General features: G+C 71.5%; 16 protein-coding genes and 1 pseudogene. 4 read left to right on the top strand and 13 right to left on the bottom strand.

Features of this window, described 5'->3' with window-relative positions; all coding sequences use genetic code 11:
• A partial coding sequence (locus VIG79_RS00395) for a PhzF family phenazine biosynthesis protein (protein ID WP_331880678.1) occupies positions 1–329 on the top strand: 329 nt, incomplete at its 5' end.
• A gap of 125 nt (positions 330–454) precedes the next feature.
• On the opposite strand, the gene VIG79_RS00400 is transcribed toward VIG79_RS00395, so the two are convergent.
• The 3 genes from VIG79_RS00400 to VIG79_RS00410 are packed head-to-tail and all read right to left on the bottom strand — an operon-like array spanning position 455 to position 2,786.
• Entirely contained in the window at positions 455–1,243 is a 789-nt protein-coding gene (locus tag VIG79_RS00400; protein ID WP_331880681.1) for an RNA methyltransferase, read from the bottom strand.
• A 6-nt stretch (positions 1,244–1,249) separates the two neighbouring features.
• Positions 1,250–1,996 (bottom strand): PIG-L deacetylase family protein, encoded by a 747-nt coding sequence (locus tag VIG79_RS00405; protein ID WP_331880683.1) that lies wholly within the window; start codon positions 1,994–1,996, stop codon positions 1,250–1,252.
• A gap of 40 nt (positions 1,997–2,036) precedes the next feature.
• A complete protein-coding gene (locus tag VIG79_RS00410) occupies positions 2,037–2,786 on the bottom strand; it encodes a metallophosphoesterase (protein WP_331880685.1) in 750 nt (249 codons plus the stop codon).
• 103 nt (positions 2,787–2,889) lie between these two features.
• On the opposite strand from VIG79_RS00410, the gene VIG79_RS00415 reads away from it, so the two are divergent.
• Complete coding sequence (locus VIG79_RS00415) at positions 2,890–3,999, top strand: LLM class flavin-dependent oxidoreductase (protein ID WP_331880688.1); 1,110 nt, start codon at positions 2,890–2,892, stop codon at positions 3,997–3,999.
• Positions 3,996–4,613 (top strand): FMN reductase, encoded by a 618-nt coding sequence (locus tag VIG79_RS00420; RefSeq protein ID WP_331880690.1) that lies wholly within the window; start codon positions 3,996–3,998, stop codon positions 4,611–4,613. The genes VIG79_RS00415 and VIG79_RS00420 overlap by 4 nt, the downstream gene beginning before the upstream one ends.
• A gap of 36 nt (positions 4,614–4,649) precedes the next feature.
• Here the strand turns inward: VIG79_RS00420 and VIG79_RS19685 are convergent.
• The 10 genes and pseudogenes from VIG79_RS19685 to VIG79_RS00465 form a co-directional block, all read right to left on the bottom strand.
• Positions 4,650–4,748, bottom strand: a pseudogene (locus VIG79_RS19685) (cupin domain-containing protein); the annotation flags it as partial.
• Positions 4,745–5,491: an urease accessory protein UreD gene (locus VIG79_RS00425; protein ID WP_331880692.1), complete on the bottom strand. Its 747-nt coding sequence runs from the start codon at positions 5,489–5,491 to the stop codon at positions 4,745–4,747. The pseudogene VIG79_RS19685 and the gene VIG79_RS00425, both read right to left, overlap by 4 nt.
• Positions 5,488–6,210 carry an urease accessory protein UreG gene (gene ureG, locus VIG79_RS00430; RefSeq protein ID WP_331880695.1) on the bottom strand — a complete coding sequence of 241 codons (723 nt, stop codon included), beginning with the start codon at positions 6,208–6,210 and terminating at the stop codon, positions 5,488–5,490. The genes VIG79_RS00425 and ureG overlap by 4 nt, the downstream gene beginning before the upstream one ends.
• Positions 6,203–6,880, bottom strand: coding sequence for an urease accessory protein UreF (locus VIG79_RS00435; protein WP_331880697.1), 678 nt, complete (start codon positions 6,878–6,880; stop codon positions 6,203–6,205). The genes ureG and VIG79_RS00435 overlap by 8 nt, the downstream gene beginning before the upstream one ends.
• Positions 6,880–8,583 carry an urease subunit alpha gene (locus tag VIG79_RS00440; RefSeq protein ID WP_331880700.1) on the bottom strand — a complete coding sequence of 568 codons (1,704 nt, stop codon included), beginning with the start codon at positions 8,581–8,583 and terminating at the stop codon, positions 6,880–6,882. Before VIG79_RS00440 ends, VIG79_RS00435 begins: the two co-directional genes overlap by 1 nt.
• Positions 8,576–8,917: an urease subunit beta gene (gene ureB, locus VIG79_RS00445; protein WP_331880702.1), complete on the bottom strand. Its 342-nt coding sequence runs from the start codon at positions 8,915–8,917 to the stop codon at positions 8,576–8,578. The genes VIG79_RS00440 and ureB overlap by 8 nt, the downstream gene beginning before the upstream one ends.
• Positions 8,918–8,927: 10 nt before the next feature.
• Positions 8,928–9,230, bottom strand: coding sequence for an urease subunit gamma (locus VIG79_RS00450; protein ID WP_331880704.1), 303 nt, complete (start codon positions 9,228–9,230; stop codon positions 8,928–8,930).
• A 54-nt stretch (positions 9,231–9,284) separates the two neighbouring features.
• Complete coding sequence (locus VIG79_RS00455; protein ID WP_331880706.1) at positions 9,285–9,857, bottom strand: biotin transporter BioY; 573 nt, start codon at positions 9,855–9,857, stop codon at positions 9,285–9,287.
• 77 nt (positions 9,858–9,934) lie between these two features.
• Entirely contained in the window at positions 9,935–11,011 is a 1,077-nt protein-coding gene (locus VIG79_RS00460; protein WP_331880708.1) for an ATP-dependent DNA ligase, read from the bottom strand.
• A 34-nt stretch (positions 11,012–11,045) separates the two neighbouring features.
• Positions 11,046–11,483, bottom strand: coding sequence for a hypothetical protein (locus VIG79_RS00465; protein ID WP_331880710.1), 438 nt, complete (start codon positions 11,481–11,483; stop codon positions 11,046–11,048).
• A gap of 133 nt (positions 11,484–11,616) precedes the next feature.
• Here VIG79_RS00465 and VIG79_RS00470 point away from each other — a divergent pair, with 133 nt between their 5' ends.
• Positions 11,617–12,219, top strand: a complete 603-nt coding sequence (locus VIG79_RS00470) for a dihydrofolate reductase family protein (RefSeq protein WP_331880712.1) — start codon at positions 11,617–11,619, stop codon at positions 12,217–12,219.
• Positions 12,220–12,480 lie beyond the last annotated feature (261 nt).

The raw sequence follows: 12,480 nt of genomic DNA on the forward strand, positions 1-12,480 counted from the left end.
TCGACGCCCGGTTGTTACGCCGGCACGGCGAGTCCAACCGGGGCGAGGCGCTGGTCTACCTTTGGGCACCGACCGGGGACGAGACCGTCGAGGCGCGGCTGTTCTTCACCCAGGGGGCCGGCGCCATCGAGGACCCGGCGACCGGTTCGGCCTGCGCGAACCTCGGCGGCTGGTGGCACGCCCGAGGCGAGCGCGGGATCCGACGCGTGGTCCGGCAGGGGCACGCCGTCCACCGGCCGTCCGAGCTGCACCTCGAGGTCGACGCCGACGGCGGCATCCACGTCGGCGGCACCGTCCACGAGCTCGGCGCCGGAGTCCTCGTCCTCTAGCTCCGTGCCCGCGCCCTTCGCACTTCCGCCCGGACTCCCCGCTCGGCTTGACGGTGCGTCCAGCGACTCGACGCACCGTGTAGGCCGAGTCAAGTCCCTTGACTCAGCCTCAAGCCGAGTGGGGCTCAGCCGGCGGCGCGGCGGACCAGCTCGAAGCAGACGACGGCCGCCGCTGCCGACACGTTGAGCGACTCCACGCCGCCGGACATCGGGATCGAGACCCACGACCTCACCCGCTCGGCGACCTCCGCGCCGACGCCGGCCGTTTCCGAGCCGAGCACGAAGCACACGTTCTCGGGCCACTCCGCCTCGAACAACGTCGACGGGCCGTCGGCCGCCAGGCCCACGAGATGGAACCCCGCAGCCGACAACAGGTCCGCGGCCTCACCGGCGGTGCCCACCTTGAGGATCGGCGCCCGAAACGCCACCCCGGCCGACGCCTTGACCACCATGGGGTCGATCGAGGCCACCCCACGCCGCGGCACGACCACCCCGTCGATCCCGGCGGCGGTGGCGCTGCGCAGGATCATCCCCACGTTCGCCGGCGTCGTGATCCCGTCGAGGAGCAGCACCCGCCGGAGGGCAACGTCGTCGAGCGCGTCGACGAGCGGACGCATACGGGGCGCCACGACGTCGGCGAAGACCCCCTGGTCCTGACGGCCGTTGCCGGCCAGCTTCTTGACGCGGTCAGCGGACGCGCGCTCCAGCGGAACGCCTCGGTCACGGGCCAGCTCGATGATCTCGCCAATCCCGTGGCCCTTGACGCCCTCGGCCAGCACGACCTTGTCGACCACCAGGCTCAGGTCGTCGAGCACCTCGATGACCGGGTTCCGGCCGTAGACCGTGACGAACCGATCCTTCGGTGACCCCGGACTTCGTCCGTTGTCACCGTGGCTCCATTTAGGTGAAACCACCAGGGACTACGCCTCGAGCCGTTCGAAGGTCAGCGAGTACGGCAGTCCGGTCGCCCGCTCGGGCATCCCAAGGATCATCGTCACCAGCTCGCGCGGCTTGGGGAAGTCGTCGGGCAGGACGTCGTTGTAGGCGTGGTGCGCCTCGAGCGACGCGATCGCCGGTTCTAGGTGCTCCCCGACGTCGATGAAGTGGGTCGCGACGGGGGAGGCGCCCACGAGGACGGTCTTGATGCCGGCCCACGGCTCCACGCCCTCGTCCTCGAGGTCGGTGAAGATCCAGCGGTTGCCGCAGTCCCGGACCGCGTCGAGCGTCGCGAGCCCCACCGCGCGGTGGTCCGACTGGCTCAGCCGGTTCATGAACCGCACGTCGTGACCCTGCGAGACCACACAGTCGGGCTTGCGCAGGCGCATCACCTTGCACAGCTCGCGCCGCAGCGGCACGCCGTACTCGATGACGCCGTCGCGGAAGTCGAGGAAGTCGACGATGTCGACTCCGACGGCCTCGGCCGCCGCGATCTCCTCGGCCTCCCGAGCCGGCCCGGCCTCGTCGGGGTGCATCGTGTCGATCCCCGCCTCACCGCGGGACGCGAGCAGATAGGTGACCGTCTTCCCGGCCTTGACCCACTTGTCGACCGCCGCCGACAGCCCGTACTCAATGTCGTCCGGATGCGCGACGACGCACATCACGGACTGGAAAGTCGACTCGTCCAGAAGCTCCAACGGGCGGGGCCCCATCCCCGGCGGCGTACTCATGCCGGAACCCTAGTGCCCGCCACCTCCAGCGCCGCGGGGTTCAGACCAGTGCCCGCCAGAAGGTCGTGAGCCGTCCCTCGTCGCCGAGGAGGTGGATCGCCAGGGTCGGCGGTCCGTCGAGCCAGATGTGGTCCTGCGGCTCCTGGTCGAGGGTGACGCTCGACACGACGCCGCCGCCGACGAGCGCCGGGCGACCGGCGAAGGTCGTCGCACACATCGTGTGGTTGTGGCCGACCAGCACGGCGACGACGTGGGGATGGCGCGCGAGGACCGCCTCCAGCTCGGGGCCGTTGCGCAGCTGGATCTCGTCAGCGCGGCCGATACCGACGGTGGTGGGCGGGTGGTGGAAGCAGACGAACGTCGGGCGCGACGAAGCGGTGAGCCGCTCGTCGAGCCACGCGAGCGACGAGGCCGCCAGCTCGCCGTGGTCGATGCGCTGACCGTCGACCGCGGGGACGAGGGAGTCGAGCATGAGGAACCGGTATGCGCCGACGTCCAGCTCCTGGTCCAGCGGACCCTCCCGGTCACCGCCGAGCAGAGCCCTCGCGAACGGACCGCGGACGTCGTGGTTCCCCGTCCCGACCAGCAGCGGGCCGTCCCACGCCGAGAGCAGGTCGCGTGCTGTCGCATACTCCTCCGGCGAGCCGTGGTCGGCGACGTCACCGGTGACCAGCAGAAGGTCGGGGGCGGGCGACAGCGAACAGACGTGCCGGATGACCAGGGCAGCCCGGTCGACGGACTCCGGCCGACCGCCGATGTGGAGATCGCTGACGTGGGCGACAGTGAGCACGACGGCAGACTAGAGGTGGCGATCCGGGGAGAATGGTGCGGGAATGGCGGCCGAGACGGTCGTGTTCAAGTGATTGAATCGTCAATCACATAGGAGGCGGGTCATGCAGTTCGGGATCTTCACGGTCGGGGACGTCACCACGGACCCCACGACGGGCCGGACGCCGACCGAGCACGAGCGGATCAAGGCGACCATCGCCATCGCGAAGAAGGCGGAGGAGGTCGGGCTCGACGTCTTCGCGACGGGGGAGCACCACAACCCGCCGTTCGTCCCGTCCGCGCCGACCACGACGCTGGCGTACATCGCCGCCCAGACCGAGCGGCTCATCCTCTCCACCGCCACTACGCTCATCACGACGACCGACCCGGTGCGCATCGCCGAGGACTACGCGACGCTGCAGCACCTGTCCGACGGCCGCAACGACCTCATGCTCGGCCGCGGCAACACCGGCCCGGTGTACCCGTGGTTCGGCAAGGACATCCGCCAGGGCATCCCGCTGGCCGTCGAGAACTACGCGCTGCTGCACCGGCTGTGGCGCGAGGACGTCGTCGACTGGCAGGGCAAGTTCCGCACGCCGCTCCAGGGCTTCACCGCGACGCCCCGGCCGCTGGACGGTGTGCCGCCGTTCGTCTGGCACGGCTCGATCCGCAGCCCGGAGATCGCCGAGCAGGCGGCCTACTACGGCGACGGCTACTTCGCCAACCACATCTTCTGGCCGGCGTCGCACACCGAGCAGATGGTCGGCTTCTACCGGAAGCGGTTCGAGCACTACGGCCACGGCACCGCCGATCAGGCCATCGTCGGCCTCGGGGGTCAGGTGTTCATGCGGAAGAACAGCCAGGACGCCGTCCGCGAGTTCCGGCCGTATTTCGACAACGCGCCGGTCTACGGACACGGCCCGTCGATGGAGGACTTCACCCGGGAGACGCCGCTGACCGTCGGCTCGCCGCAGCAGGTTATCGAGCGCACGCTCGGCTTCCGCGACTACGTCGGCGACTACCAGCGCCAGCTGTTCCTCATGGACCACGCCGGCCTGCCGCTGAAGACGGTCCTGGAGCAGCTCGACATCCTCGGCGAGGAGGTCGTCCCCGTGCTGCGCCGCGAGTTCGCCGCGCTGCGCGCCCCGGGCGTGCCCGACGCGCCGACCCACGCCAGCCTGGTCGCCGCCCGCGACGCCGAGCCGGCGCCGGCCGAGGTCCAGGAGGTCTCGTGACGACGCGGACCATCGTCGTCGTCAGTGGCGGTCTCAGTGTGCCGTCGTCGTCGCGGCTGCTGGCCGACCGGCTGGCCGCCGCGACGCAGCGGTCGCTGGCCGAGCGCGAGGACGACGCGGTCGTCGAGACGGTGGAGCTGCGCGAGCACGCCCACGCCATCACCGACCACCTGCTCACCGGGTTCGCCACCGGTGACCTGCGCGGCGTCCTCGACGCCGTGAGGGGCGCCGACGGCGTGATCCTGGTGACGCCGGTGTTCAGCGCGTCGTACAGCGGCCTGTTCAAGTCGTTCCTCGACGTCCTCGAACCCGGTTCGCTGCAGGCCAAGCCGGTCCTCATCGGGGCCACCGGCGGCACGGCACGGCACTCGCTCGCCCTCGAGTATGCGGTCCGCCCGCTCATGGCGTACGCCCGGGCTTCGGTCGCGCCGACGGCGGTCTACGCCGCGTCGAGCGACTGGGCCGACGGCGACGCCCAGTCCGGGCTCGCCGCGCGGATCGAGCTGGCCGGGTCCGAGCTCGCCGACCTCGTCGTTGGTGCTCCGCCGGTCGTCGTGACCGACCCGTTCGACGAGGTCACCCCGTTCGAACGCCTGCTCTCCGGCGACGCCTGACCCCGTCTGCCCCCGCGAGGGGTAGCCGGGGAGGTCGACGCTGGTGTCACTGCGCCACGTCTCGGCGAACCAGCCGCCCTCCGGGTGCGGCTGCAAGCCGAGCCTGGCCGCCGAGTCAGGAAGGACGCCGGTCATACGCGAACCGGCTCGGCGCGGGGGGCAGCCGCGACAGCGGCCCACAACGGCTCCAACGGCGAGGTATGCGTCTGCGCACCGAGGTGCCGCACGACCGTCCCCTGCCCATCGAGCTCGAGCCGGTGCGCCTCGGGAGGAGTGGCCCCACCGGCGCGGCGCCCGAGCACGGTCACCGAGTCGACCACGCGGTGGTGGCCGACGACCCCCACTCGCGGACGGGCACCGTCGAGGGCGAGGTCCTCGGCTAGCAGCGGCCGGTCCGACGCGGTGGCCCGAAGCCGTTGCCGCACCACGCCACCGGCCTCGCGCACGCGCCCGAGGACGAGCACCTCGCGCAGCGCCGCGGTGCCGGACCCGTGCAGCGTGACCTCGAGCTCGCGGTCGACCACGGCACCGGTCGCGATGACGAACGGTTCGGCCCGCCAGACCAGCTCGCCCTCGTCGTGGACCTCGACGGAGACCCCCCAACGAGCCGAACCGCCCCGCATGTCGAAGGCCACGGTTCCAGCGGGCTCGACGACGTCGAGCCTCACCCCCGGGCCGACCCGCATCCCGACCGACACGTCGTCACCGGCTACGAGGAGCGCACCCTCGGCGAGGACCGCGACCCGGGTGCCGTCGACCCCGGCGTGCAACACGCGGATCCCGAGATGCCCTCGCCCGCGCGGCCCGTCGGTCCGCACCACGAGCCGGACGCGGCCGCCGGCCGGGTCGCGGCAGACCTCGAGGCGGGTATGGCTCACAACCGTGGACTCGGTCCGTGGTGGTAGGCGTGCAGGTGGGCGCGACCGGGGCCGTGCGCCGCCATCGGACCGGGGTCCTGCGGAACCAGCGTCCCGCCGCGGAACTCGAGCAGCCGGGCGTCGACCCAGGCGATCAGCTGCGCCACCGAGTCGGGGTCGGAGCGCGACAGCCCCAGGACCGGCCGGTCGTCGCGGGCCTCCGCGCCCTGGCGGACCATCAGCTCGGCGTCCACGCCCACGTAGGGCGCGAGGTCGGTCTTGTTCACGACGAGCAGGTCGGCCCGGGAGATGCCCGGACCACCCTTGCGGACGACGTCGCCGCCGCCGGCCACGTCGAGGACGAAGATCTGCACGTCGACCAGGGCGGGGGAGAAGGTTGCGGTGAGGTTGTCGCCGCCGGACTCGACCAGGACGAGGTCCACCGGGTCGAAGTCGGCCTCGAGGTCCTCGATAGCCAGCAGGTTGGCGGTGATGTCGTCGCGGATCGCCGTATGCGGGCAGGCGCCGGTCTCGACGCCCCGGATCCGTTCCGGCGCAAGGACTCCCGCGCCGCGCAGCATCTGCGCGTCCTCATCCGTGTAGATGTCGTTGGTGATGACGGCCACCGAGATCCGAGGCCCGAGCTCGCGACAGAGCAGGGCGATGAGCGATGTCTTGCCGGTACCCACGGGCCCGCAGATGCCGAGTCGCAGGGCGCGCTGTACATGATGGTCAGGCACGGAACAGCCTCCGTTCGGCGTGGGCGTGGGACTCGGCCCAGGCCTCGACCAGGGGCGCCGACCAGGCCGGGATCTCGTCCGGCTCGGTCAGGTTCGCGACGCTGTGTACCACGGCGTCGATGGCCGGCGCCAGGTCCAGCAGCCGGGCCGTCGCGTCGACCGGGTCGCCCGGCAGTAGCTTGAGCGACGCCGCGAGGACCGACTGGACGTCGTCGTACGCGACCAGCCGCGCGACCGCGTCGCCGGACAGCCCGGTCGCCGCAGCCACCAGGCCGAGAACTCGCGGCCGTGAAGGGGTCATGACCGTCGAGAGCTCGGTGAGGGCCGCTGCGTCCGGCCAGAGCCGAAGGGCCACCCTGCGGTAGGCACGTCCCAGCGTCCGCGACGCCTCCCGGAGCGCGGGACTGGGAGTCCTTGCCGCCCAAGCGAGCTCGACGTCGTCGGTCGGCCGGCCGGCAAGGGCGCGTGACCGGCATACCACCGCCGTCGCCGCCTCGGTGAGCGTCACGGTCTGGAGCCGCGTCATGCAGTAGCCGTCGAGATCGGCCGGGTCCAGCCCACCCAGGAGGGCCGGCTCGAGACCGCCAGACTGCGTGTGGCCCGACGTCGGGAGGCGGGCGTCGGCGAGCAGCATGAGGAGCAGCTCGGGGTGGACCGGGGTCGCGACCATCAGAACATCGAGTACAGCTGGGCGAGGGGCAGCCGGTCGGCGGGGGAGGGGAGGACCAGCTCGCCATCCACCTCGATCCGGAACGTCTCGGGGTCGATCTCGATGTCCGGGCAGACGTCGTTGTTGACCATCTGGGCCTTGCCGACGTCGCGGGTGGGCTTGACGGGGAGCAGCCGCCGCTGCAGGCCGAGGCGGTCGCCGAGCCCGTCGTCGATCGCCGCCGGTGCCACGAACGTCACCGAGTGGTCGGCGCCGCGGCCCTCGAACAGCGTGGGTCGCATGAGCACGGGCTGGGGCGTGGGGATCGACGCGTTCGGGTCGCCGAGCGCCCCGCAGACGATGGCCCCGCCCTTGATGACGATGTCGGGCCGCACGCCGAAGAACCGGGCGTCCCACAGCACGAGGTCGGCGAGCTTCCCCGGCTCGACCGAGCCGATCTCGTCGTCGAGGCCGTGCGCGACGGCCGGGTTGATCGTGTACTTCGCGACGTAGCGCCGGGCCCGCTCGTTGTCGGCCGGCAGGGTCTCGCCGAGCGGGCCGCGGCGGGCCTTCATCACGTGGGCCACCTGCCACGTCCGGGTGATGACCTCGCCGATCCGGCCCATCGCCTGCGCGTCGGACGACGTGATCGAGATGGCGCCCATGTCGTGCAGGACGTCCTCGGCGGCGATGGTCGTCTCGCGGATCCGGGACTCGGCGAAGGCGAGGTCCTCGGGGACGGTGGGGTTCAGGTGGTGGCAGACGATGAGCATGTCGAGGTGCTCGGCGACGGTGTTGACGGTATGCGGCAGGGTCGGGTTCGTGGACCCGGGGATGATGTGCGGCTGGCCGCACACCTTCATGATATCGGGCGCGTGGCCGCCGCCCGCGCCCTCGGCGTGGAACGCGTGGATGGAACGGCCGTCGATGGCCCGCAGCGTCGACTCCAGGTAGCCCGCCTCGTTGAGGCTGTCGGAGTGGAGCGTGACCTGCACGCCCATCTCCTCGGCCGACCGCAGCGCCGAGTCGATGGCCGCCGGCGTGGAGCCCCAGTCCTCGTGCAGCTTGTAGGCGGCCGCGCCGGCGACGGCCTGCTCGCGCAGCGAGTCCTGGCTGACGGTGTTGCCCTTGCCCATGAGGAACACGTTGACCGGCAACGCATCGAGGCCGCGTAGCACGCTGGCCAGGTGCCACGCCCCGGGCGTCACGGTCGTCGCCTTGCTGCCCTCCGACGGACCGGTGCCGCCGCCGCCGATGGTGGTGATCCCGGTGGAGATCGCCTCCACGATCTGGGACGCCGAGAGGATGTGCACGTGGCTGTCGACGCCGCCGGCCGTGAGGATCCGTCCTTCCCCGGAGATCACGTCGGTGGACGCGCCGATGACCAGATCGGGGTGGACGCCGTCGGCGATGTCGGGGTTGCCGGCTCGGCCCAGTGCCACGATTCGGCCGTCCCGGATGCCCACGTCGGTCTTGACGACGCCCCAGTGGTCGAGGACGACGACGTTGGTGATCACCGTGTCGAGGGCTCCGTCCGCGCGGGCGCGGGGCGACTGGAGCATCGACTCACGGATCGACTTGCCCCCGCCGAAGACCGCCTCGTCGCCGCCGATGGTGCGGTCCTCCTCGACCTGCACCCAGAGGTCGGTGTCACCGAGGCGGACCTGGTCACCGACCGTGGGGCCGTACAGCGCCGCATACCGTTCCCGGTCGAGGTCAACCATCGAGCCGCACCTCGTCCTCGGTCTTGATCTGGAGGCCGGGCACCAGTCGGTCGCCCCTCAACGCCACGGCCGCGACCTGGCGGGACGCGCCCGGTTCGAAGCGTTGCGACGTCCCGGAGGGGATGTCGAGCCGGAATCCGTGAGCAGCCGCGCGGTCGAACTCGAGGGCGGTGTTGGCGTCCGGGAGGTGCAGATGTGAGCCGATCTGGACCGGACGGTCGCCGGCGTTGACGATGACGAGCTCGATGCGCTCGTCGTCGCGCCGGTTGGCGTTGAGGGTGATGGTGCCCGGGACGATCCGCATCGCCCCCGGTCCGCTGGTGGCTGCCGACATCGGGGCCTCCTCAGGCGATCGGCTGGTGGAGGGTGACGAGCTTGCGCCCGTCCGGGAACGTCGCCTCGACCTGCACCTCGACGAGCATGTCGACAACGTCGGGCATCACCTGGTCGCGACTGAGGACGGCGCGACCCGACTCCATCAGCTCGGCGACGCCGGCGCCGTCGCGGGCGCGTTCGATGACCCAGGTGCTCAGCAGCGCGACGGCCTCGGGGTAGTTGAGGCGGACGCCTCGGTCGAGGCGGTCTCGGGCGACCATGCCCGCTACGGAGAGGAGGAGCTTCTCGGTGTCTGACGGTGAGAGGTGCATCCGACCGCCTTCGTGGGTAGGCGGGACAGGGACGATCCGGTCAGCGCACAGGGATCAGCGATGACCGGTGAGCCGCCACGTTGCGGGGAACAGACCGGCGGCGGCCGCGACCTTGATCGCGTCGCCGATGAGGAAGGGAACCACACCCAGCGCCAGAGCGCGCGGCAGGGAGACGTTCGCGGCCGCCATCAGCCACGGCACGCCGACCGCGTAGATGACGAGGTTGCCGATCACCATCACGCCGGCGGTGCGGGCGACGCCGCGTGTCGCGCCGCCCTCGGCGAGGCGTCCGACGACGGCGGCGGCCACGACGAACCCGATCACGTAGCCGAACGACGCCCCGCCCCAGCCCGAGGTGTGGTTCGAGAACACCGGGGCCCCGAGGACGCCAGCCACCAGGTAGAGCGACATCGACAGCACGCCGCGGACCGTCCCGAGCGCCGCACCGGTGAGGAGCACCGCGAAGGTCTGCAGCGTCAGAGGGACCGGCGTGAACGGCAGCGGGATGGAGACCTGCGCGCTGAGCGCCGTGAACGCCGCGCCGCCGACGACGAGGAGCGCATCGCGAACGATGCCGCCGGGGATGACGTCACCGAGGACGCGCGGAGCGGGCAGGCTCATCGACATGGGGGTGACGCTAGCGGATGCACCAGGCACCCCGGCATACCCGTCCCGCGTGACGAGGCGCATACCCGCGGTGGGCACTAGGACGGCCCGAGCAGCTCGGCGAGGTCGTAGGTGAGCGGTCGCTCGAACTGGTCCCACGTGCACGACCGCGGGTCGCGATCGGGGCGCCAGCGGACGAACTGGCCGGTATGCCGGAGGCGGCCGCCCTCCAGATAGTCGTACTTCGTCTCGACGACGAGCTCCGGCCGCAGCGGGACGAAGGAGAGGTCCTTGCCCGCGTTCCACCGGCTGCCCCAGGCGCGGCGCTGAGCCGGGGTGGCCTCGGCGTACTGCTCGTGCGCCGCCCAGTCCCAGGGGTGGCCGTCGAACGTCGTGACGTAGGGCGCCAGCTCGTCCAGCAGGGCCCGGCGGCGCGCCATCGGGAACGCGCCGATAACCCCGATCGACGCCAGTGACCCGTCCTCGCCATAGACGCCGAGCATGAGCGACCCGACGGCGTTGCGGGAGGTCGTGTGCAGGCGGTACCCGGCCACGACGCAGTCGGCGGTGCGGACGTGCTTGACCTTGGTCATCACCCGTTTGTCCGGCTGGTAGGTCAGGTCGGGCGACTTGGCGATGAGGCCGTCGAGGCCGGCACCCTCCAGCTCGTCGAACCACCGCTGGGCGAGGGCCTCGTCCTCGGTCATCGGCGTGACGTGGACCGGTGGGGTCGCGTCGGCGAGGGCCACCTCCAGCCGACGGCGCCGCTCGGCGAAGGGGCGCGCGGTGAGGTCCTCGTCGCCCTCCGCGAGCAGGTCGAAGACGACGAAGCTGGCCGGGGTCTGTTCGGCCAGCAGCCGGACCCGGCTCGCGGCGGGGTGCAGGCGCAGCTGCAGCGCCTCGAAGTCCAGGGCGCCGCGCTCCGGGTCGACGAGCACGATCTCGCCGTCGACGACGCAGCGTTCGGGCAGGTTCGCGCGGACCGCCTCGACGACCTCGGGGAAGTACCGCGTCATCGGACGCTCGTTGCGGCTGCCGATCTCGACCTCGTCACCGTCCCGGAAGACGACCGAGCGGAACCCGTCCCACTTCGGCTCGTACAGCTGCCCCGGAGGTATGCCGGTACCGACCTTGGCCAGCATCGGCTTCACCGGCGGCATCACGGGCAGGTCCACACCGCCATTCTGCTGGCCTGCCTGACACCCGCCGTCAGCGCGGGGGAACGGTCGAGGCGACACCGTCGACGGTCACCTGCACCGGCTTCGTGTCGTCGATGCCCTGGGGCACGTCGACGACGCTGGTGGTCGGCCCGAAGTCCATGGTGCACGGCCCGTCGCTGGTGGACGCCGTCGTGATGGTGAGCTGGTTGCCGCCGCTGGCCGAGAGGCTCGTCGGCAGCTTCGGGCACGACCCGCTGCCGTAGGTGACGAGGTACATCTGGCCCGGCCCGGTCCAGCCGACGAGGCTCTGCCCGGCCGTGTCGGAGGGGGTGACCGTGGGCGGCAGACCCTTGGTGTGGCTCACCGTCGACCCCGTCGCCGAGGCCGCCGGGGCGCTGCTCGGCGCGCTGCCGGGCGCCGCGGTCGTGCCGCACGCGGACAGCGTGCCGGCGAGGACCAGCAGACCGACAGCGAACCGCACGGTCACGGTCGCGGCCCCAATGCCGGGGGATGGGACGGGATCCGGGCGAGCGCTCACAGCGATGAGTTTCCCTCTCCCCGGTGGTCAACAGAGCAAACATCCTCGCAGACATCATGGGTAGCCTCGAGAGGAGAAAGACATGGGCAAGGTCGGATCGTCCGCGACGATGTCGTTGGACGGGTACATCGCCTTCGACGACAACACGATCGGAGCGTTGTTCGACTGGTACGACGCGGGGGACGTCGAGGTCACGACGGCGACGCCGGACCTCACCTTCCACGTCACCCCTCAGAGCGCCGAGTTCTGGCACCGCTCGATCGGTGCAGCCGGCGCCATCGTCGTCGGCCGCACGCTGTTCGACGTCACTGATGGCTGGGGCGGACGACACCCCGTCGACCTCCCGGTGGTCGTCGTGACCCATTCGGTGCCCACCGCGTGGGTCGACGCGCACCCGGACGCGCCGTTCACGTTCGTCACGGAGGGCGGGGTCGCGGCGGGGATCGTCGCCGCCCAGGCGCTCGCCGGCAACAAGAACGTCGACGTCGCTGCAGGGACGATGGCCAACCAGGCGCTCGAGCTGGGCCTGCTCGACGAGATCCAGGTCGACATCGCGCCGGTGGTGATGGGCCGCGGCAAACCGTACTTCGGCCGTCTGGGCATCGACTCCGTACTGCTCGACGACCCGACGACCGTCATCCAGGGCGACCGGGTCCTGCACCTGGTCTATCCCGTACGACGCTGACCGACGAGCCGCGCCCGCGACTCGGGCCCGACGGCGGGGGTCACGTCCGATGGGTCATGTCGCAGATCATGTCGCGGCTGCGGGGGTCATCGCCGCACCTCGCGCGACATGACCCGCGACATGACCGCACCAGCGGTCCTCCTCAGTGTGAGTCGGGGGTGTCGGGGGCCGTGGATACGTTGGCGGGATGTCGACCTTCGCTGACCGTCCGCATACCGCCCTCATGGTCATCGACGTGCAGAACGGCGTCGTGGCCCGCTC

The organism is Lapillicoccus sp. (assembly GCF_036559105.1).
In the GTDB taxonomy this organism is placed as follows: domain Bacteria; phylum Actinomycetota; class Actinomycetes; order Actinomycetales; family Dermatophilaceae; genus Lapillicoccus.